Source organism: Burkholderia sp. BCC1047 (genome assembly GCF_902833155.1).
GTDB lineage: Bacteria > Pseudomonadota > Gammaproteobacteria > Burkholderiales > Burkholderiaceae > Burkholderia > Burkholderia sola.
In genome coordinates this window covers 107,966-126,555 of sequence record NZ_CADFEH010000015.1, presented here as the reverse complement: position 1 = coordinate 126,555, position 18,590 = coordinate 107,966, and the positions used below count along the sequence as shown (strand labels likewise).

General features: G+C 68.4%; 20 protein-coding genes. 12 read left to right on the top strand and 8 right to left on the bottom strand.

The window, feature by feature from the left end:
- Positions 1 to 4 precede the first annotated feature (4 nt).
- Together fliJ and HWX55_RS17525 are read left to right on the top strand one after the other, a co-directional pair.
- On the top strand, positions 5 to 463 hold the full coding sequence (fliJ, locus tag HWX55_RS17530) for a flagellar export protein FliJ (RefSeq protein WP_050014220.1): 459 nt from the start codon (positions 5 to 7) through the stop codon (positions 461 to 463).
- Between the two features lie 31 nt (positions 464 to 494).
- The gene (locus HWX55_RS17525; RefSeq protein ID WP_175976627.1) at positions 495 to 1,874 is read left to right on the top strand and encodes a flagellar hook-length control protein FliK; all 1,380 of its coding nucleotides are present in this window, start codon (positions 495 to 497) and stop codon (positions 1,872 to 1,874) included.
- 33 nt (positions 1,875 to 1,907) lie between these two features.
- Here HWX55_RS17525 and HWX55_RS17520 read toward each other — a convergent pair whose 3' ends face one another.
- Positions 1,908 to 3,548 carry a GMC family oxidoreductase N-terminal domain-containing protein gene (locus HWX55_RS17520; RefSeq protein ID WP_175976626.1) on the bottom strand — a complete coding sequence of 547 codons (1,641 nt, stop codon included), beginning with the start codon at positions 3,546 to 3,548 and terminating at the stop codon, positions 1,908 to 1,910.
- A gap of 222 nt (positions 3,549 to 3,770) precedes the next feature.
- Here HWX55_RS17520 and HWX55_RS17515 point away from each other — a divergent pair, with 222 nt between their 5' ends.
- On the top strand, positions 3,771 to 4,277 hold the full coding sequence (locus tag HWX55_RS17515; RefSeq protein WP_175976625.1) for a hypothetical protein: 507 nt from the start codon (positions 3,771 to 3,773) through the stop codon (positions 4,275 to 4,277).
- The gene (locus tag HWX55_RS17510; protein ID WP_175976624.1) at positions 4,274 to 5,716 is read left to right on the top strand and encodes a coniferyl aldehyde dehydrogenase; all 1,443 of its coding nucleotides are present in this window, start codon (positions 4,274 to 4,276) and stop codon (positions 5,714 to 5,716) included. Before HWX55_RS17515 ends, HWX55_RS17510 begins: the two co-directional genes overlap by 4 nt.
- A gap of 76 nt (positions 5,717 to 5,792) precedes the next feature.
- On the opposite strand, the gene HWX55_RS17505 is transcribed toward HWX55_RS17510, so the two are convergent.
- Entirely contained in the window at positions 5,793 to 6,815 is a 1,023-nt protein-coding gene (locus HWX55_RS17505) for a serine/threonine protein kinase (RefSeq protein WP_175976623.1), read from the bottom strand.
- A gap of 39 nt (positions 6,816 to 6,854) precedes the next feature.
- Complete coding sequence (locus HWX55_RS17500; protein ID WP_006477514.1) at positions 6,855 to 7,067, bottom strand: hypothetical protein; 213 nt, start codon at positions 7,065 to 7,067, stop codon at positions 6,855 to 6,857.
- Between the two features lie 804 nt (positions 7,068 to 7,871).
- Here HWX55_RS17500 and HWX55_RS17495 point away from each other — a divergent pair.
- Both HWX55_RS17495 and HWX55_RS17490 read left to right on the top strand, forming a co-directional pair.
- Positions 7,872 to 8,759, top strand: a complete 888-nt coding sequence (locus HWX55_RS17495) for a DMT family transporter (RefSeq protein WP_175976622.1) — start codon at positions 7,872 to 7,874, stop codon at positions 8,757 to 8,759.
- Between the two features lie 353 nt (positions 8,760 to 9,112).
- Complete coding sequence (locus HWX55_RS17490; RefSeq protein WP_006482800.1) at positions 9,113 to 9,298, top strand: hypothetical protein; 186 nt, start codon at positions 9,113 to 9,115, stop codon at positions 9,296 to 9,298.
- 107 nt (positions 9,299 to 9,405) lie between these two features.
- Here the strand turns inward: HWX55_RS17490 and mgrA are convergent, their stop codons facing one another.
- Complete coding sequence (gene mgrA, locus HWX55_RS17485) at positions 9,406 to 10,449, bottom strand: L-glyceraldehyde 3-phosphate reductase (protein ID WP_175976621.1); 1,044 nt, start codon at positions 10,447 to 10,449, stop codon at positions 9,406 to 9,408.
- A 193-nt stretch (positions 10,450 to 10,642) separates the two neighbouring features.
- Between mgrA and HWX55_RS17480 the strand changes: the two genes are divergently transcribed.
- Positions 10,643 to 10,849: a DUF3185 family protein gene (locus tag HWX55_RS17480; RefSeq protein WP_175976620.1), complete on the top strand. Its 207-nt coding sequence runs from the start codon at positions 10,643 to 10,645 to the stop codon at positions 10,847 to 10,849.
- Between the two features lie 194 nt (positions 10,850 to 11,043).
- Here the strand turns inward: HWX55_RS17480 and HWX55_RS17475 are convergent, their stop codons facing one another.
- Positions 11,044 to 11,817: a phytanoyl-CoA dioxygenase family protein gene (locus HWX55_RS17475; protein ID WP_175976619.1), complete on the bottom strand. Its 774-nt coding sequence runs from the start codon at positions 11,815 to 11,817 to the stop codon at positions 11,044 to 11,046.
- 351 nt (positions 11,818 to 12,168) lie between these two features.
- Between HWX55_RS17475 and HWX55_RS17470 the strand changes: the two genes are divergently transcribed.
- Positions 12,169 to 12,510, top strand: a complete 342-nt coding sequence (locus HWX55_RS17470) for a hypothetical protein (protein WP_124593520.1) — start codon at positions 12,169 to 12,171, stop codon at positions 12,508 to 12,510.
- Positions 12,511 to 12,621: 111 nt separating this feature from the next.
- Here HWX55_RS17470 and metK read toward each other — a convergent pair whose 3' ends face one another.
- The gene (gene metK / locus HWX55_RS17465; protein WP_175976618.1) at positions 12,622 to 13,809 is read right to left on the bottom strand and encodes a methionine adenosyltransferase; all 1,188 of its coding nucleotides are present in this window, start codon (positions 13,807 to 13,809) and stop codon (positions 12,622 to 12,624) included.
- A 265-nt stretch (positions 13,810 to 14,074) separates the two neighbouring features.
- Here metK and lpxL point away from each other — a divergent pair, with 265 nt between their 5' ends.
- Positions 14,075 to 14,959: a lauroyl acyltransferase LpxL gene (gene lpxL / locus HWX55_RS17460; RefSeq protein WP_175976617.1), complete on the top strand. Its 885-nt coding sequence runs from the start codon at positions 14,075 to 14,077 to the stop codon at positions 14,957 to 14,959.
- A gap of 30 nt (positions 14,960 to 14,989) precedes the next feature.
- Here the strand turns inward: lpxL and HWX55_RS17455 are convergent, their stop codons facing one another.
- Positions 14,990 to 15,292: a HigA family addiction module antitoxin gene (locus tag HWX55_RS17455; protein ID WP_175976616.1), complete on the bottom strand. Its 303-nt coding sequence runs from the start codon at positions 15,290 to 15,292 to the stop codon at positions 14,990 to 14,992.
- Between the two features lie 25 nt (positions 15,293 to 15,317).
- Positions 15,318 to 15,584, bottom strand: coding sequence for a type II toxin-antitoxin system RelE/ParE family toxin (locus HWX55_RS17450; protein ID WP_175976615.1), 267 nt, complete (start codon positions 15,582 to 15,584; stop codon positions 15,318 to 15,320).
- A gap of 351 nt (positions 15,585 to 15,935) precedes the next feature.
- Between HWX55_RS17450 and dapF the strand changes: the two genes are divergently transcribed.
- The 3 genes from dapF to xerC are packed head-to-tail and all read left to right on the top strand — an operon-like array spanning position 15,936 to position 18,577.
- Positions 15,936 to 16,880, top strand: a complete 945-nt coding sequence (gene dapF / locus HWX55_RS17445) for a diaminopimelate epimerase (RefSeq protein WP_175976614.1) — start codon at positions 15,936 to 15,938, stop codon at positions 16,878 to 16,880.
- Positions 16,881 to 16,917: 37 nt separating this feature from the next.
- Positions 16,918 to 17,643, top strand: a complete 726-nt coding sequence (locus HWX55_RS17440; RefSeq protein ID WP_175976613.1) for a DUF484 family protein — start codon at positions 16,918 to 16,920, stop codon at positions 17,641 to 17,643.
- 13 nt (positions 17,644 to 17,656) lie between these two features.
- Positions 17,657 to 18,577, top strand: a complete 921-nt coding sequence (xerC, locus tag HWX55_RS17435) for a tyrosine recombinase XerC (RefSeq protein WP_089488909.1) — start codon at positions 17,657 to 17,659, stop codon at positions 18,575 to 18,577.
- Positions 18,578 to 18,590: the final 13 nt, after the last annotated feature.

Here is an 18,590-nt window from a genome sequence, read left to right as displayed (position 1 = left end):
CCCGATGGCCCACGGCTTTCCCCTTCAGTTGCTGCTCGACCGTGCGCAGGACGACCTCGACTCGGCCGCGAAGCAGCTTGGCACCGCGCAGCGCGACCGCACCGCGGCGGCCGAACAGCTCGACGCGCTGCTGCGCTATCGCGACGAATATCACGCGCGCTTCGCGCAATCCGCGCAGAGCGGGATGCCGGCCGGCAACTGGCGCAATTTCCAGGCGTTCATCGACACGCTCGATGCCGCGATCGCGCAGCAGCGCAGCGTGCTCGCCGCGGCCGACGTCCGCATCGACGAGGCGCGCCCGAACTGGCAGCAGAAGAAACGTACCGTCGGCTCGTATGAAATCCTGCAAGCGCGCGGCGTCGCGCAGGAAGCACAGCGCGACGCCCGGCGCGAACAGCGCGACGCCGACGAACACGCCGCGAAGATCCTGCGCATGCGGGCCGACGCGGCCCGTTCGTCGTAACCGACCACCGCATTCGAACGAGAGAACCGTCATGCCTCCCCTGCCCCTGCTCGGCGCGCTGCTCGACACCGCCGGCGCCGCACTCAAGGCCGCCCGCGGCCCGGGTTCGTCCACCGCCAACGATGCGTCGGCCGCCACGAGCGCCGCGCCGTTCGCGCAGACGCTCAAGCAAAGCGTCGCCACGCGCGGCGATACGGCCAACGCCGGCACGCCGGACGCTTCGACCCAACAGGCTGCGTCGAAGCCGGCCGCCGGCGCGAAACCGTCCGGCACGGATGACGACAAGGCGACCGACGACACGACCGCGAACGCCGCCGTCAACCCCGACGCCGCCGCGCTCGCGGCCGCCGCGGCCGTGCAGGCGCAATTGCAGGCGCGCCCGGATACCGCGACGCCGGCCGACGCGGCGACCGCCGCGGCCGTTGCCGCCGCGGCCACGACGCAAAAGACGGCCGTGTCCGGCCAGCCGGACGCCACGGCGACGCTCGCCGATCATGCAGCCCAGGACGCGGCCGCCCAACCGACCGACCCGGCATCGAGCCGCGACGCGCTGCAAGCGGCGCTCGCCAAGCTGACGGGCGGCGCGGGCGCGATCGCGATGCCGGCGACCGGCGCGACCGGCGCGACCGCCGCCGCCACGCCGACGGCGCCGGCCGCAACCGCATCGAACGCCGCCGCACCGCTGACGCCGAAAGTGCCGACCTTCGACCGCACGCTCGCCGACGCGAAAGGCGCGCTCGCCACGCAACCGACGCCGACCCAGATCACCGCGCAGACGCTGCAGGCCGACGCGAACGCGCAGTCCGGCGCGCAGCACGCGCTCGCGGCGGCCAGCAACGCGACGGACCCGGCCGCCAGCGCGACGCTCGCGGCCGGCGCAACGGCTGCCGCGGCCGCGCAGGCGAACCTGCAACTGTCGCCGGCAGCCGGCGCGATCGCCGCCGCCAACGCGCACGTGCTCGCGCCGCACGTCGGCACGGCCGACTGGACGGATGCGCTGAGCCAGAAGGTGGTGTTCCTGTCGAACGCGCACCAGCAGAGCGCCGAGCTGACGCTCAACCCGCCCGATCTCGGGCCGCTGCAGGTCGTGCTGCGCGTCGCGGACAACCATGCGCACGCACTGTTCGTATCGCAGCACGCGCAGGTGCGCGACGCGGTCGAAGCCGCGCTGCCGAAGCTGCGCGAAGCGATGGAAGCGGGCGGGCTCGGGCTCGGCAGCGCGACCGTCAGCGACGGCGGCTTCGCTTCGCAGCAACAGCAGCAAAACCCGCAGCAGACCTTCGCCGGCGGCCAGTCGCCGCGACGCGGGAACGGCGGACCGTCAGCCGTCGATGCACCCGTCGACGCCGCGCAATCCGCACCGGTCGCCGCGCGCGCGAGCCGCGCCGGCCTCGTCGATACGTTTGCCTGAGCATGGGCCGCTGCTGCCGTGCGCGCGCCGCGTTCAGCGGCCGTGCACCGCGGCAGCCGCCTCGCCGCGCGGGACGCCGCCCTTGCGCGGGGCGACGATGAAGTCCGCCGCGCGTTCGCCGATCATCACCGACGGCGCATTCGTGTTCCCGCCGACCAGCGTCGGCATCACCGACGCATCCACCACCCGCAGCCCGTCGACGCCGCGCACGCGCAGTTGCGGATCGACGACCGCGCGCACATCCGAGCCCATCCGGCAGGTGCCGACCGGGTGATAGATCGTGTCCGCATGCGCGACGATCGTCGCGCGCAGCTCCGCTTCGCTCTGGTCCGGCCGCGTGTACAGCTCGCGGCCGCCCTGCGACGCGAGCGGCGCCTGCGACAGGATGCGGCGCATCGCGTGCGTGCCGCGCACCAGCAGGTCGAGGTCGCGTGAATCGCTGAAGAAGCGCGGATCGATCAACGGCGCGTCGCGCGCATCGCCGCTCGCGAGCGCGACCGTGCCGCGGCTGAACGGCCGCAGCGCGCACACGTGCAGCGAATAGCCGAAACCCCAGTGCATCTTGCGGTTGTGATCGTCGACGAGCGCCGTGCAGAAATGCAGTTGCAGGTCGGGCCGCGCGAGCGACGGATCGCTCTTGATGAAGCCGCCGGCCTCCGCGACGTTGCTCGTCATCATCCCCGTGCGGCTCGAGAAATAGCGCACGAGCGCGGGCGTCATCTTCGCGATCCCGCGCACGCACACGCCGACCAGCTCCGACGAATTCACGCGCGTGTTGATAATGAAGTCGATGTGGTCGATCAGATTCGCGCCGACGTCCGGCGCATCCTGCACGACCGCGATCCCGTGCCGACGCAACTGATCGGCCGGGCCGATCCCCGAACACATCAGCAGTTGCGGCGAATTGAACGCGCCGGCCGACAGGATCACTTCCGCGCGCGCGCCGAGCGTCTCGACCCGCCCGTTGCGCGACACGACGACGCCGACCGCGCGCTTGCCGTCGAAGCCGACGCGCAGCACCGTCGCATCGGGGACCACGTGCAGGTTCGGCCGGTTGCGGCCGTAAATGTACGCACGCGCCACGCTGCAGCGCGAGCCGTCGCGATGCGTGACCTGATAGAAGCCGACGCCTTCCTGCGTCGCCCCGTTGAAGTCGTCGTTCAGCGGATAGCCGGCCGCGTGCGCGGCCTGGATGAATCGTTCGGAGAACGGATTGCGAAAGCGCAGATCCGATACCGACAGCGGCCCGTCCGCGCCGTGCCATGCGTCCGCGCCGCGTTCGTTGCCTTCCGCGCGGCGGAAATACGGCAGCACGTCCTGCCAACCCCAGCCCGTCGCGCCGAGCTGCGCCCACTCGTCGTAGTCGGTCGGGTGGCCGCGCGTGTAGATCATCGCGTTGATCGCGCTCGAGCCGCCCATCCCCCGCCCGCGCGGCTGATAACCGCGCCGCCCGCCGAGGCCCGGCTGCGGCACCGTCTCGTAGCCGTAGTTGGTGCCGAGCTTGAACGGCACCAGCGCCGCGATGCCGACCGGCATGTTGACGAGCAGGTTGCGCTCCGTATGCGAGCCGGCCTCGATCAGCGCGATCGTCGCATCGGGGCAGGCATCGGCGAGACGGCCGGCGAGGCTCGAGCCGCCCGAGCCGCCACCGACGATGATGTAGTCGTATTGCATGTCACGTCTCCGTCGTGTCATGGAAGGCGCCCGGCACCGCCGCGCGACCGCGTCTCCTCTTGTGTTCGGGCATTGTAGGAATGGCCGTCCCGTGCGCGGCGCGCCGATTCAAGAGCGATTCCTCTAAACGCCCGCGTGAACTAAATTTAAGATGTATCGAGTCGCGTCGCGCGATGCACCGGCCACGAGAAGCCGATTCGTCGCGAAACGGGAGGAACGACGATGCAGCGCCAACGCCTGCCGGCCGCGTGCCGACCGGGTGATCCGGCGGTCACGCGCGCGGTCCGCATTTCATTTCAAACGGCGGCCCGCGCGACGATGCACGGCGCCATGCGCGCAGTCGGTCGAAATCGAACGGCACGTGTCGTCGCCGACCGTTTGGACAGTGTGTCGCCGCCGCCGCACGATGCGCGGCGAGCCACCGCCGCGGATCTGTCGCGCTGCGCCGCCGCGGTACACCGGCAGACGATCGCGAGACGGCATCGCGTACCCGCGCGTCACCGTATCGGCTCGTGCGCGCATGCCGTGCGGCACGACGTTCGGACGCGGACACCGTCGCGCGGATACGACGCTTGCCGCGTGCTGAAACCGGTTTTCGAGCACCCGTCGCATCCGGCCCCGCGCCGGGCGACACGCATCACCCGATCCGCGTCGCCGCGCTCGCCGAGCGTGCGCGTGCGGCGTGACGGCCGGCCGATCAGCCAGGCCCAACTGGAGGAGACGACATGAAGAACGACCTGCCCGAACTGGCCCCGCAAGCACTGCCGTCGGTCGATGCGCTGACGTCGCTGCTGCACGACCAGCGCGCGGCGTACCTGCGCGCACCGTACCCGGCATGGGACACGCGCGCGCAGCACCTGCGCGCGCTGCGCACGATGCTGATCGATCACGCGGATGCGCTCGCCGACGCAATCAGCGCCGATTTCGGCCATCGCGCGAAGCAGGAAGTGCTGCTGTCTGAAATCTGGATGGCGAAGGAAGAGATCGACGATGCGCTGAAGCACGGCAAGCGCTGGATGAAGCCGGTCCGCAAGCCGATGAACAAGTGGCTGCGCCCGGCGCGCGCGAAGGTGATTCCGCAACCGCTCGGCGTGGTCGGCATCGTCGTGCCGTGGAACTACCCGGTGCTGCTCGCGGCGGGCCCGCTGATCGGCGCACTCGCCGCCGGCAACCGCGCGATCATCAAGATGTCCGAACTGACGCCGCGCACGTCGGCGCTGTTCGAGCAGCTGATCGGCAAGACCTTCACGCGCGACCATGTCGCGGTGGTGAACGGCGACGCGGAAGTCGGCGCCGCGTTCAGCGCACTCCCGTTCGACCATCTGCTGTTCACCGGCTCGACGCAGGTTGGCCGCCACGTGATGCGCGCGGCCGCCGACAACCTGACGCCCGTCACGCTGGAGCTCGGCGGCAAGTCGCCGGCGATCGTCGGCCCGAATGCGCGCTTCGACGCGGCCGTCGACGCGATCGTCGCCGGCAAGACGCTGAACGCCGGCCAGACCTGCATCGCGCCCGACTACGTGCTGCTGCCGCGCGGCATGGAAGGCGCGTTCATCGAACGCGCGCGAACCCGCTTCGCGAAGCTGTATCCGGACCTGTCGACCAACGGCGACTACACGACGATCGTGTCGCCGCGTCACTACGCGCGCCTGCAGCAACTGGCGAGCGATGCGCAGGCCGCCGGCGCGCAGCTGCATCCGCTGTCCGACGCGCCGTCCGATCCCGCGTCGCGCCGCTTCGTGCCGTGCGCGGTCACGCAGGTGCCGGCCGCGTCGCCACTGATGCAGGAGGAAATCTTCGGGCCGCTGCTGCCGCTCGTGCCGTACGAACGGCTCGACGAAGCGATCGCGTACGTCAATGCGCGCCCGCGTCCGCTCGCGCTATACCTGTTCGACGAGGATGGCGGCACGATCGACCGCGTGATGCGCGAAACGGTCTCGGGCGGCGTGTCGATCAACGAAACGCTGATGCACATCGCGTGCGGCAGCTTGCCGTTCGGCGGCGTCGGCGCGAGCGGCATGGGCGCGTATCACGGCTACGACGGCTTCGTGACGTTCTCGAAGATGAAGCCGGTGCTCACGCAGGCGCGGCTGAACGCGCGCAACCTGCTCGCACCGCCGTACGGCAAGCGCTTCGCCGCGCTGATCAAGCTGATGCTGAAGTTCTGAGGGGGCGGGCCGCGTCGCGCCGCGGCCCCGGCGAAGCTGCCGCGCGGTATGGATGCCGCGCAGGCAGCCGCCCACGTCACACGGGCCAGAGCGGCCCTTCCTGCATCGCGCCGATCTGCTCGCGCAGTTCGAGCACGCGCGCTTCCCAGTAACGATGCGTGTTGAACCACGGGAAAGCGGCCGGAAACGCGGGATCGTCCCAGCGCCGCGCGAGCCACGCCGCATAGTGGATCAGCCTGAGCGTGCGCAGTGCTTCGACCAGATGCAGCTCGCGCGGCTCGAATTCGCAGAAATCCTCGTAGCCGGCGAGCAGGTCGGCCAGCGCGCGCGATGCGCCTTCGCGATCGCCCGGCAGCAGCAGCCACAGATCCTGCACGGCCGGCGCCATCCGGCTGTCGTCGAAGTCGACGAAATGCGGGCCGGCATCGGTCCACAGTACGTTGCTCGGATGACAGTCGCCATGCGTGCGCAGCACGCGAATCTCTCCGGCGCGCTCGAACGCGGCCTCGACGCCTTCGAGTGCGAGCTTGACCGCGGTCTCGTACGCCGGTCTTACGTCATCCGGAATGAAATCGTGCGCGAGCAGGTAGTCGCGCGGCTCGTAGCCGAACGTGGCGATGTCGAGCACGGGACGCGCGACATACGGCTGCGTCGCGCCGACCGCATGAATGCGGCCGATGAAGCGGCCGAGCCATTCGAGCGTGTCGCTGCGGTCGAGATCGGGTGCGCGGCCGCCGCGCCGCTCGAAGATCGAGAAGCGGAAGCCGTCGAACGCGTGCAGCGTGCGGCCGTCGAAGGTACGCGCGGGCACCGCCGGAATCTCGCGCGCGGCGAGTTCGGCGACGAACGCATGCTCTTCGAGGATCGCGTCGTCGGACCAGCGCGCCGGGCGATAGAACTTCGCGACGACCGGCGGGCCGTCTTCGATGCCGACCTGGTAGACGCGGTTTTCGTAGCTGTTGAGGGCGAGCAGGCGCCCGTCGGTGCGCAGGCCGGCCGGCATCAGCACGCTGTCGAGCGCGTCGAGCACGCACTCGGGCGTGAGGCCGGCGAACGGCGGGCTGGCGGGGGAAGCGGGAGCGGAAGTGGCGTCTGTCATGCCCCGCATTGTGCCGCCAGCCGGACCGAAAGACGAGCCTTAGTGAAGCGCCGCGCCGGCCGGCAGAACGGATTCGCCGGTGTCGATCAGGTCCTCGAGAAAGAAGGGCTCGGTGTTGAGTTCTTTCGACTCACCCGGCACGCCCGCGTACCAGGTCACCATGGCCATGTCGCCCAGGATGCGCTGGACGATGCCGCGCGCGCCCTTCGGCACCGCGATATGGGTAGTGCAGACGATCGACCCGATATGCATGATGGTTCCCCACTCTTGAATCTTGAAACCCGGCCCGCTGGCGAGCCGGCAAATGCACGATCCGCGCCGCTCTCGGCGGAGCGTTGCGCGTGATCCCATTGTTCACGGTTTATCGAAGCGCGAAAAGAAGAAGAAGCAGGCGAAGTGCCGCGAATTCGTCGAATGTCTCCAATCAACCACTGCGTCGGGCACGTACTTGCCCGTCCGGTTACCCCCATCATACCCTGTCGAATGTGACTGCCCACCGAAACCGCCCGGCGCCGCCGCGCGCACATGTCGACGCAACGCGCGTGCCGCTTCGCCTCGCCGCTGCGCAATCATCGGAACACTTCGCGCGGCCGACCGGAATCGCGTCGCGCGCATCGCATGCCGATCGCTATCCACCGTTCGTCGAACGCTTGCGCGCGCACCGGCATCGGTCTGCATCGACGCGACATGTCGCTCGCGATATGCAGCCGCCGACAGCAGTTGCGTTCGATGGCTGCCTTGCGGTACCTTAAGCCTTCATTCGCGTTCAACCGCACTCCGACACGATGTATCCGCTCACGTCCGCCCTCGCAAAATCCCGGCCGCAGTTCGACTCGCGGCCGCGGGCGTGCGCGCATCCGTCGGTCCTTCCTCCTCCTGTCGCACCGCCGCTCGTCTGCGCCGCGCCGCCCCCTTCGGCGGCACGCGCCGGCTGACTCGCCGGCATCCGTTTTCGTCTTCCATTCGCCCCGTTGGCCACAGGTACGTGCGTCATGACGCACGACGTGTTGCCGCGCGCGAATGGAACGTTTCGATCCGTTCGACAGGTGGATTCACATGGTTTCGTTCAAACGCGCGCTCGCCGCGCATGGCGCGACGTCGCTCTTCGTACTGCTGTGGAGCAGCGGCGCGATCTTCGCCGAACTCGGTCTGCGTCACGCGTCCGCGTTCGCCTTTCTCACTGCCCGTTTCGCGCTCGCGTCGCTCGTGCTGCTCGCGCTGGCCTGCATGCGCAAACGCTGGCTGCCGCCGCGCGGCGAGCGGCGCATGGCCGCGCTGACCGGCTTGCTGATGATGGGCGGCTATTCGATCTTCTATCTGCTCGCGCTCGAACGCGGCATCGCGCCCGGCGTGCTCGCGACGATCCTCGGCGTGCAGCCGATCCTCACGCTCGCGATCGTCGAGCGTCGCTGGCAACCGGTGCGCGTCGCGGGGCTCGCGCTGTCGCTCGCCGGACTCGCGCTCGTCGTCGGCCGCGGCGTGAGCGGCGGAACGGGCGGCCTGTCGGCTGCCGGCATCGCGTGCGCGCTCACGGCGCTCGTCGCGCTGACCGTCGGCTCGCTGCTGCAAAAGCGCGTCCGCGCGGCGCCCGCCGACGTGCTGCCGCTGCAGAATGCGATCGGCCTCGCGCTGTGCGTCGCGATCGTGCCGTTCCGGCCCGCGTCGTTCGATATGAGCTGGGCGTTCGTCGTGCCGCTGCTGTGGCTCGGCATCGTGATTTCGGTGATCGCGCAACTGCTGTTCTACCGGTTGATGCAGCGCGGCGATCTCGTCAACGTGACGAGCCTGTTCTATCTCGTGCCCGTCGTCACCACGCTGATGGACGCCGTGTGGCTCGGCAACCGTCCCGAGCCGCTCGCGCTCGCCGGCATGGGCGCGATCATCGCCGGGCTCGCGCTCGTGTTCCGCGCGCCGGCCGCACGCCCGCAATCCGATCGCGCGTGAGCGGGCGGGCCGCCGCGCTCGCGGGTGCGGCGGCCCGCATCGGACACATACGACGATTCCGCGAAAATCGAAAGGAACGGGAAAGATACGCGCAAGGCGTTCGTCTTGTTTGCACGAAAAACGCGGGATTCCCGAGGCTTTCCGCTGATTTTTAATGGTTCGGATAGCGAAAAACGCCGCCGGTTGCCTATACTCGAATTGACCGGCCTGCGTACGACGGGCCGGACCAATTAGAAACACCCGGCATGGGGCCGGGGTGAGCGCACGCGTGCCGTTTCAGGCCGATATCCCGCAGGGATGGAGCCACCAGGCAAGCACTGAAGCGCCCACTTCGGCCGACACTGGAGACACGCATGACGACCTATTTCACGATCGGCGACTTCATCCTGTTGATTCCGATGGCGCTGGCCGGAGCGCTATTTCTCGGCGCGGTGCCGTGCGCCACTCAATTCCGTCACAACCTGCTACGCGTACTCGGCGTCATTCTCGGCGTCGGCGTCGCGGTGTTGCTCGTTGAAGGCCTGCCTGCGCTGATCTAGCGCCCCACCCGCGCGTGACGTGCGTCGCTGCGCCGCAGCGACGCGTCGGATTGCCTGCGCGTGGGCGATACGGCACGCGATGTTTCGCATCCCGTATCGACTTCCGGTCAGATCGCCTGATCGGTGGACGGCTTTTCCCACAGATTGATGCCGCCTTCCGTCGCGTAGCGATCGATCTCCGCGAGTTCCTCAGCGGAGAATTCGAGGTTCTTCAACGCACCGACGTTCTCGCGCACCTGCTCCGCCCGGCTCGCGCCGATCAGCGCGGACGTCACGCGGCCGTTACGCAGCACCCACGCCAGCGCCATCTGCGCGAGGCTCTGGCCGCGCCGTTCGGCGATCGCATTGAGCTTGCGCACATGCTCGAGGTTGTCCGCGCTCAGGTGGTCCTGCTTCAGCGAGCCGCCGCCCGGCTTGTTCACGCGCGCGTCGGCCGGCACGCCGTTCAGGTACTTCGACGTGAGCAAACCCTGCGCGAGCGGCGTGAACGCGATGCTGCCCGCGCCGACGTCGTCGAGCGTGCCGAGCAGCTCCTCTTCGATCCAGCGGTTCAGCAGGTTGTACGACGGCTGGTGAATCAGCAGCGGCACCTTGTATTGCGCGAGCAGCGCGGCCATCTCGCGCGTCTTCGCGGCCGAGTATGACGAGATGCCGATGTACAGCGCCTTGCCCTGCTGCACCGCCGACGCTAGCGCGCCGGCCGTTTCCTCGAGCGGCGTATGCGCGTCGAAACGGTGCGAGTAGAAGATGTCGACGTAGTCGAGCCCCATCCGCTGCAGGCTCTGGTCGAGGCTCGCCAGCACGTACTTGCGCGATCCGCCGCCGCTGCCGTACGGCCCCGGCCACATGTCCCAGCCGGCCTTCGTCGAGATCAGCAGCTCGTCGCGATACGGCCGGAAATCCTCCTTCAGCAACCGGCCGAAGTTGGTTTCGGCGCTGCCGTACGGCGGCCCGTAGTTGTTCGCGAGGTCGAAGTGGTTGATGCCGAGATCGAACGCGGTGCGCAGGATCTCGCGCTGCGTCGAGATCGGCGTCGAATCGCCGAAGTTGTGCCACAGGCCGAGCGACAGGGCGGGCAGTTGGAGCCCGGATTTGCCGCAGGTGCGGTATTGCATGCCGGCATAACGTTCGGAAGCTGCTTCGTAGGCCATGAGTCTGTTCCGTCAGGACATCGGGGGAAGGGACGCGCGCCGGCCGCGCCAATCGCGCGACGGCGGCGAAGGAGTCATACGACGACTATGGTAGCGAAAGCGGCCGGATCACGCACGGCCGCACCGCGATGGACGCGACCGCGGGGCTCGCCTACACTGCGGCGTCTCGAATCACCGTTTCAGCGAGGTTGGTATGTCCCGGGTCATCTCGGTTGCACTGCTCGTCGGCGGCATCGTGCTGCTGTATTTCGGCGGCCAGTCGTTCCATTCGATCAACGACAACGTGTCGCGCTTCTTCACCGGCTCGCCGGCGACGAAGACGATTCTGCTGATCGTCGGCGGCGCCGTCGCGTCGTTCGTCGGCCTGATCGGCCTCGCGATGCCGGGCGGCAAGCGCTGATCGCGCCGCATGCACGGCTCGCGATTGCATCGAGAGCGGCTCGGTCGACTGTCCGGCCTACGGCGACCGGCTCATCGTGTCGACATCACGCACGCGAGCCGCGCCAAACGAAACGGGCGGCCAGGCCGCCCGTCGTTTCATTCGCCCGCGATGCGCTGCATCGCCCGAGTATCGCGGCGTCGCCGAATCCGCGCCTAGAACTGCACTTCCGGCTTCGACGCCGAGCGCGTGCCGGCCAGCGGCCGGTTGCTCGCGCCGTGATACGTGTACACGAGCGAGAACTTCACCTGGTCGGAACGGTTCTGCCCGGCCGAATGCAGCGTGTTGCTGTGGAAGAACACGACGTCGCCCGTCTGCAGCGACGGGCACGTGGCCGCGTCGATCATCCTGCGGTTTTCCGGCAGATCGCTGCGGAAGAATTTCGCGTCGTCGAACGCTTCCGGCCCGAATTCGGCCGTATGCGAACCCGGCACCAGCCACAGCGCGCCGTTCTCGTTGGTTTCCGGCCCGAGCGCAAGCCACACCGAGACCATGTCCGGGCGCTCGAACGCCCAGTAGCGGAAGTCGCGATGCCAGCCGGTCAGGCTGCCGTACGCCGGGTGCTTCGTCATCATGCAGTTGTGATGCGCGCGCGACAGCACCGGCTCTTCACCGAAATACTCGCGCATCCACGCGCCGATTTCGGGCGCGATCGCGCGCGCGGCGAACGCCGGATCGCGCGAATACGCATCGAGCAGCCGTCGCACCGTATGCCCGCCCGGCGCATGCTTCGACTCGGGCGCGCCCGGATAGCGCAGGTCGGCCTCGAACTCGATCGGCTCGGCGGCCTCCCGCAACTGGCGCTCCGCGATCTGCCTGAGCGCCGCGCACTGCGCTTCGCCGACGAGGCCGCGCGCGACGACGAAGCCGCGCTCGCGCAATTCCGCGACTTGCGCGCGGATCGATTCCGACTGCAATGGAGACGACATGGGATGCCAGACGTTTATTGTGTGAATGTGACGATTGTAAATCGGCGCCGGATACCGCGAACAGCGCCATTGTCGTGCGCAGGGGCATGCCAATCGCGGATTTGATCCAGCGCAAGGGAACTGTGCGACGCGGCGCCTGCCTCAGCGACAGGCGGTATGCGGCACACGCCTTGCGGCACAAGGGTTTATCGCGACTTTTGCGCGTCACGAATCCCCTGTAGCCTGACGCGGCCTGTCAATTCTGCGGGCGCGGCGCGCAACGGGTTTCGATAAGATCCGTTGCGTCGTCCGAGGCCGTTCATACCAGTGCGCTCTGCAGGGCGCCACCCATACAAGCGAAGCATCGTTCACATGCCATTCCGTCTGACTTCCCGTTTCAACCGCGCTGCCAAGCGCGTCGTGTCGCCCGCTCCTGTCCGCTCGCTGCGCCATCATCGCGCACGCACGCAGGCGCTGGCCGAACGTACCCACCCGCACAGCCGCCTGGACGGCATCCGTGCGTGGTTCCACGCGTTTTTCTCGATGATGAGCGCGCAGGCGTTCGCTCGCCGCGCCGGCCTGCGCTCGCTGCTGCAGAAGCCGTCGTCGCTGCGCGCGCTCGCGCTGCGCCGCAAGCTCGGCCCGCAGCGCCGCATCAACCGCCCGCGCCGCCTCGCGGCCAGCAACGGCTGGTTCGGGTTCGGCGCGCGTTGAGCGGGCGCCCGGCGGGCACGGCCCGCGCCGATCGCCGCCGTTACGCCGGCGATCGAAACGCGTAAAAAAACCCCGGCCTGGCCGGGGTTTTTCATTTCAGGCGGACGACGCTTACGCGACGCGTGCCGTCGGCTCCACGCCGGCCGCTTCGGCCAGCACGAGCGCCTTGTCGGTCGCTTCCCACGAGAATTCCGGCTCTTCGCGGCCGAAGTGGCCGTAAGCTGCGGTCTTCTCGTAGATCGGGCGCAGCAGGTCGAGCATCTTGATGATGCCCTTCGGACGCAGGTCGAAATGCTCGCGCACGAGCTTCGTGATCACCGCATCCGACACGCGGCCCGTGCCGAACGTGTTGACCATCACCGAGGTCGGCTCGGCCACGCCGATCGCGTACGACACCTGGATCAGCGCGCGCGACGCGAGGCCGGCCGCGACGATGTTCTTCGCGACGTAGCGGCCCGCATACGCAGCCGAACGGTCGACCTTCGACGGATCCTTGCCCGAGAACGCGCCGCCGCCGTGCGGTGCGGCACCGCCGTACGTATCGACGATGATCTTGCGGCCGGTCAGGCCGCAATCGCCCTGCGGGCCGCCGATCACGAACCGGCCGGTCGGGTTCACGAGGAACTTGATGTCGCCCTTGATCAGCTCGGCCGGCAGCGTCGGCTTGATGATTTCCTCGATCACCGCTTCGCGCAGCGCGGGCAGCTCGATGTCCGGCGCATGCTGCGTCGACAGCACGACGGTGTCGATCGAATCGGGCTTGCCGTCGACGTAGCGGACGGTGACCTGCGACTTCGCGTCCGGACGCAGCCATTGCAGGCGACCGTCGCGGCGCAGGCTGGCCTGGCGCTCGACGAGCCGGTGCGACAGGTAGATCGGCAGCGGCATCAGTTCCGGCGTTTCGTCGCACGCATAGCCGAACATCAGGCCCTGGTCGCCCGCGCCCTGATCGAGGTTGTCGTCGTGTGCGCGATCGACGCCCTGCGCGATGTCCGGCGACTGCTTGTCGTACGCGACGAGCACCGCGCAACCCTTGTAGTCGATGCCGTAGTCGGTGTTGTCGTAGCCGATGCGCTTGATCGTATCGCGCGCGATCTGGATGTAGTCGATGTTCGCCGTCGTGGTGATTTCACCGGCCAGCACGACGAGACCCGTGTTGCACAGCGTTTCGGCCGCAACGCGGGAGTATTTGTCCTGCTCGAGGATGGCGTCGAGAATCGCGTCCGAGATTTGGTCCGCGACCTTGTCCGGATGGCCTTCGGAGACGGATTCGGACGTGAAGAGATAATCGTTTGCCACTTTTTCAGGCTCCTGTGTGGTTACGGTTGGTTTCACGTAGCCAGCTTCGTTGGGCCTGAAGCGGCGACGCTTTAGCGGATTACCAGGACCGGGCAGCGTGTGTCGCGCCAGCCGGCTTCGCCCCGCAAGTTGTCAGTTAACTCGGCGAAGCCCGTATTATAGCGGCTTTCCTGAATTGTCACAGAGCGCCGCCCGTGCTGCATCTTCCGCTGTCTTACCACCCTGTTCGCAACGTGCCGGCCAGCCGGCCCTACGGAGATTCCGCATGCTAGGCCGCCTCGGCACGCACCTCGCCATCGGCTTGCTGAAGCTGCTCGCCCTGCTGCCGTACGGTCTGACCGCGCGGTTCGGCGATGGCCTCGGCTGGCTGCTGTATCAGATCCCCAGCCGGCGAAAGCGCATCGTACATACGAATCTGAAACTCTGCTTCCCCGACTGGAGCGACGCGCGGCGCGAGGAAGTGGCCGGCCAGCATTTCCGTCATGCGATCCGCAGCTACGTCGAGCGCAGCGTCCAGTGGTTCGGCTCGGAGAAGAAGCTCGCGAAGCTGATCCAGGTCGACAGCGCGGTCGATCTCACCGACCCCGACCTGCCGCCGACGCTGTTCCTCGGCCTGCACTTCGTCGGCATCGAAGCCGGTTCGATCTGGCTGAACCGGTCGTTGCAGCGTCGCTGCGGATCGCTGTACCAGCCGTTCTCGAATGCGGTGCTCGAGGAAGAGGCGAAGCAGGCGCGCGGGCGCTTCGACGCCGAGATGGTCGGCCGCGCGGACAGCGCGCGCGTCGTGCTGCGCTGGCTGCGCGACCGCAAGCCGGTGATGCTCGGCGCGGACATGGACTACGGGCTGCGCAACTCGACGTTCGTCCCGTTCTTCGGCGTGCCGGCCTGCACGCTGACGGCCGTCGGCCGGCTCGCGAAGACGGGCCGCGCGCAGGTCGTGCCGTTCATCGGCGAGGTGCTGCCGAACTACAAGGGCTACCGTCTGAAGGTATTCAAGCCGTGGGATCACTACCCGACCGGCGACGACGATCTCGACGCGCGGCGGATGAACGCATTCCTCGAGGAACAGATTCCGCTGATGCCCGAGCAGTACTACTGGGTGCACAAGCGCTTCAAGACGCGCCCGCCCGGCGAACCGAGCCTGTACTGACCCTGCCGCGAGACGGTCGCGGGTGCGCCGTCATGCGCGCGCCCGCGCTCTCGCCACCTTCGGCGCGCCCTTCGCGCGCGCCTGCCGCAAATCGTAGGCCGACTGCTGCGCGAGCCACAGATCGGCCCTTCCTCCGTTTTCCTCGCCGAGCCACGCTTCGAGCCGCAACGCCATTTCCGGCGAGATGCCGGCATGGCCGTGCAGGATCCGCGACAGCGCGGCGCGTGTCACGCCGAGTTGCGACGCAGCCTCGGTAACGCTCAGGCCGAGCGCCGGCAGCACGTCGTCGCGCAGCGTTTCGCCCGGATGGGGCGGATTGAAGATGCGGGTCATCGTTTGAATCACCTCAGTGGTAGTCCTAGTAATCGACCAGAACGACGTCGGGGCCCTCGAATCGGAATGTCAGCCGCCAGTTGCCGTTGACGCCGACTGCGTAATATCCGTCCAGCCCGCCGACGAGGCCGTGAAAACGCCAGCCGGCCACATTCATGTCGTGCGGCGTGGCCGCGACATCGAGACGCGCCAGCATGCGCCGCAGCCTGGGCGCATGATCGGGCCGAATACCCGCCTTGCTCCCGGTGACGAAAAACGCTTCCAGTCCCTTGTGTACCCATGACTTGATCATGGACCTCCCACACTCGAGCGCGACGTCGACAGCATGGCTCGAATGCGTATAGCCACACTATACGAATCACTTGATTTCCTCGTCAATCTGACCAGTACGAAAACGTTCGTCCGGGTCACCTCATACCTTCGTCGTGTGTTCGAGCATGCATCGCCAGTCCCGCCTCCGTTGCACGCGCTACGCCACGCCAATTTGTCTGCTCGCCACGTACCCGACCAGTCGACCAATCGACATATGCCGCCCACCCGGTTCGCAGCCGGGACCCGAAACCCCGTCCCCGCGCAGGACGCCCCTGTCGGCTGCATGTATCATTTGCGGTTGAGATCAGCACGACGAACGAGGCCGCCCGGCATGGCCGCCGGCCGTCCGTGTCGTGCCGACCGCCTTGTTCGCCATGGAATTCCGGACCCAGTGAAACTCTCGTTCACCAAGATGCACGGCGCGGGCAACGACTTCGTCGTGCTCGACGGCTACTCGCGCGCGCTGCCGCCGCTCACCGACGCGCAGGTGCGCGCGCTCGCCAACCGCCACTTCGGCATCGGCGCCGACCAGTTGCTGCTGGTCGAGAAACCGACCGTCGACGGCGCGGATTTCAAGTACCGGATCTTCAATTGCGACGGCGGCGAGGTCGAACACTGCGGCAACGGCGCGCGCTGTTTCGTGAAGTTCGTCAGCGACCGCGGCCTGACCGACAAGCGCAGCGTGCGCGTGCAGGTCATGAAGGGCCTGATCACGCTGACGTTGCAGGAGAACGGCGAAGTCGTCGTCGACATGGGCGCGCCCGTGTTCGCGCCGGCGCAGGTGCCGTTCGAGACGGCCGGTCCAGGCGCGTCGGGGCTCGACGCCCGCAAGGAAGGCAACGACACGCTGTGGCCGCTCGACGTCGGCGGCGCGACGCGCTGGATCTCGACGGTATCGATGGGCAACCCGCACGCGGTGCAGGTCGTCGACGATGTCGAAGCGTATCCGGTACTGGAAGAAGGCCCGCTGATCGAGCGCCATGCGCGCTTCCCGCAGCGCGTGAACGCCGGCTTCATGCAGATCGTGTCGCGCCGCGAAGTGAAGCTGCGCGTATACGAACGCGGCGCGGGCGAGACGCTCGCGTGCGGCACCGGCGCGTGCGCGGCGGTCGCGGCCGGCATCCGGCGCGGCCTGCTCGATTCGCCGGTGACCGTGCACACGCACGGCGGCACGCTGACGATCGGCTGGGACGGCGCGCGCGACGAAGCCGCCGCGCTGATGATGGCCGGCCCCGCCACGACCGTGTTCGAAGGCGAGATCGACCTGACCGCCTGACCCTGCAACGTCCTTGATAACTGAACGCGCCAGCCACATGAACGATCGCGAAGTCGCCGACTACCTGCTCGCCAATCCCGAATTCTTCGCGCAGCACGCCGAGCTGCTCGCGACGATCCGTCTCGCGAACCCGCACGGCAAGGCCGCGATCTCGCTGCAGGAGCGGCAGATGGAAATGCTGCGCGACAAGAACAAGCATCTCGAGCGCCGGCTCGCCGAACTCGTGCGCTACGGCCACGAGAACGACAGCCTGTCCGCGAAGTTCAGCCGCTGGACCGCGCGCGTGATCGCGGAGCGCGATCCGTACGCGCTGCCGCGCACGATCGCCGACGGCATCGCCGACGTGTTCGACGTGCCGCAGACGGCGCTGCGCGTATGGGACGTCGCCGACACCTACGCGCAAGCCGATTTCGCGCGCCAGGTCGGCGAGGAAGTGCGCCTGTTCACGAACGGCCTGTCGACGCCGTACTGCGGCGCGAACACGGGCTTCGAGGCTGCCCAGTGGCTCGCCCCCGCGCTCGCCGCCCCGGCCGCGAGCGCGGCGGAAGGCGCCGAAGCCGCGCCGGCGGCCGACGGTGCGGCCGCATCGGTCGCGCTGCTCGCGCTGCGCGCGCCGCTCGCCGGCACCGACGCGCCCGCGTTCGGCCTGCTCGTGCTCGGCTCGCCCGATCCGCGCCGCTTCCACGACGGGATGGCGACCGACTTCCTCGCGCAGATCGCGACGCTCGCGAGCGCCGCGCTCACGCGCCTGCTGCCGCACTGATCCGCCGCACGCGATGACCGACGATCCGATCGCCGCCTACCTGTCGAACCTGAAGCACGTCAGGCAGCTGTCGGAACACACGCTGCGCGCGTACACGCACGAACTCGACGAACTGAAGAAGCTCGCGGCCGGCCGGCCGCTCGACGCATTGACCGCCGCCGACATGCGCGGCGCGGTCGTGCGCGGACACGCGGCCGGGCTGTCCGCGCGCTCGATCTCGCACCGGCTTTCCGCATGGCGTGCGTTCTATCGCTGGTTCGCGCAGCGCGTCGAGATGCCCGCGAATCCCGTCGCCGGGGTCCGCGCGCCCAAACGCGAGAAATCGCTGCCCAAGGCGCTGTCGGTCGACGATGCGGTCACGCTCATGGATACGCCGCTGCCCGACACGACCGAAGGCATCCGCGACCACGCAATCCTCGAGCTGTTCTATTCGTCGGGGCTGCGCCTTGCCGAACTGGTCGGGCTCGACGTCCGGTACACGCAGGCCGACGGCTACCGCTCGGCCGGCTGGCTCGACCTTGCCGAAGCCGAAGTCACCGTGCGCGGCAAGGGCAACAAGGAGCGCAAGGTGCCGGTCGGCCGCAAGGCGATCGACGCGCTGAACGCGTGGCTCGCGGTGCGCGACGAATTCGTGAAGCACGATCCGCATCCGCTGTTCGTGTCGGTGCGCGGCAACCGGATGTCGCCGGGCGTCGTGCGCGAGCGCGTGAAGCGCGCGGCGCTCGCCGCCGGCATTCCCGCCAACGTCCACCCGCACGTGCTGCGCCACTCGTTCGCGACGCACGTGCTGCAGTCGAGCGGCGACCTGCGCGCGGTGCAGGAACTGCTCGGCCACGCGAGCGTCGCCGCGACGCAGATCTATACGTCGCTCGACTTCCAGCATCTCGCGAAGATTTACGACAGCGCGCATCCGCGCGCGAAGAAGCGCGACTGACGCGCGCCCCGTG

Coding starts and splice junctions, on each gene's coding strand:
- HWX55_RS17495 (WP_175976622.1), top strand. CDS start 7,872: ATGGTTTCGTTCAAACGCGCGCTCGCCGCGCATGGCGCGACGTCGCTC.
- HWX55_RS17480 (WP_175976620.1), top strand. CDS start 10,643: ATGTCCCGGGTCATCTCGGTTGCACTGCTCGTCGGCGGCATCGTGCTG.
- HWX55_RS17505 (WP_175976623.1), bottom strand. CDS start 6,815: ATGACAGACGCCACTTCCGCTCCCGCTTCCCCCGCCAGCCCGCCGTTC.
- HWX55_RS17520 (WP_175976626.1), bottom strand. CDS start 3,548: ATGCAATACGACTACATCATCGTCGGTGGCGGCTCGGGCGGCTCGAGC.
- HWX55_RS17490 (WP_006482800.1), top strand. CDS start 9,113: ATGACGACCTATTTCACGATCGGCGACTTCATCCTGTTGATTCCGATG.
- HWX55_RS17525 (WP_175976627.1), top strand. CDS start 495: ATGCCTCCCCTGCCCCTGCTCGGCGCGCTGCTCGACACCGCCGGCGCC.
- fliJ (WP_050014220.1), top strand. CDS start 5: ATGGCCCACGGCTTTCCCCTTCAGTTGCTGCTCGACCGTGCGCAGGAC.
- HWX55_RS17475 (WP_175976619.1), bottom strand. CDS start 11,817: ATGTCGTCTCCATTGCAGTCGGAATCGATCCGCGCGCAAGTCGCGGAA.
- HWX55_RS17440 (WP_175976613.1), top strand. CDS start 16,918: ATGAACGATCGCGAAGTCGCCGACTACCTGCTCGCCAATCCCGAATTC.
- xerC (WP_089488909.1), top strand. CDS start 17,657: ATGACCGACGATCCGATCGCCGCCTACCTGTCGAACCTGAAGCACGTC.
- HWX55_RS17450 (WP_175976615.1), bottom strand. CDS start 15,584: ATGATCAAGTCATGGGTACACAAGGGACTGGAAGCGTTTTTCGTCACC.
- HWX55_RS17470 (WP_124593520.1), top strand. CDS start 12,169: ATGCCATTCCGTCTGACTTCCCGTTTCAACCGCGCTGCCAAGCGCGTC.
- HWX55_RS17515 (WP_175976625.1), top strand. CDS start 3,771: ATGCAGCGCCAACGCCTGCCGGCCGCGTGCCGACCGGGTGATCCGGCG.
- HWX55_RS17500 (WP_006477514.1), bottom strand. CDS start 7,067: ATGCATATCGGGTCGATCGTCTGCACTACCCATATCGCGGTGCCGAAG.
- HWX55_RS17510 (WP_175976624.1), top strand. CDS start 4,274: ATGAAGAACGACCTGCCCGAACTGGCCCCGCAAGCACTGCCGTCGGTC.
- dapF (WP_175976614.1), top strand. CDS start 15,936: ATGGCCGCCGGCCGTCCGTGTCGTGCCGACCGCCTTGTTCGCCATGGA.
- HWX55_RS17455 (WP_175976616.1), bottom strand. CDS start 15,292: ATGACCCGCATCTTCAATCCGCCCCATCCGGGCGAAACGCTGCGCGAC.
- lpxL (WP_175976617.1), top strand. CDS start 14,075: ATGCTAGGCCGCCTCGGCACGCACCTCGCCATCGGCTTGCTGAAGCTG.
- mgrA (WP_175976621.1), bottom strand. CDS start 10,449: ATGGCCTACGAAGCAGCTTCCGAACGTTATGCCGGCATGCAATACCGC.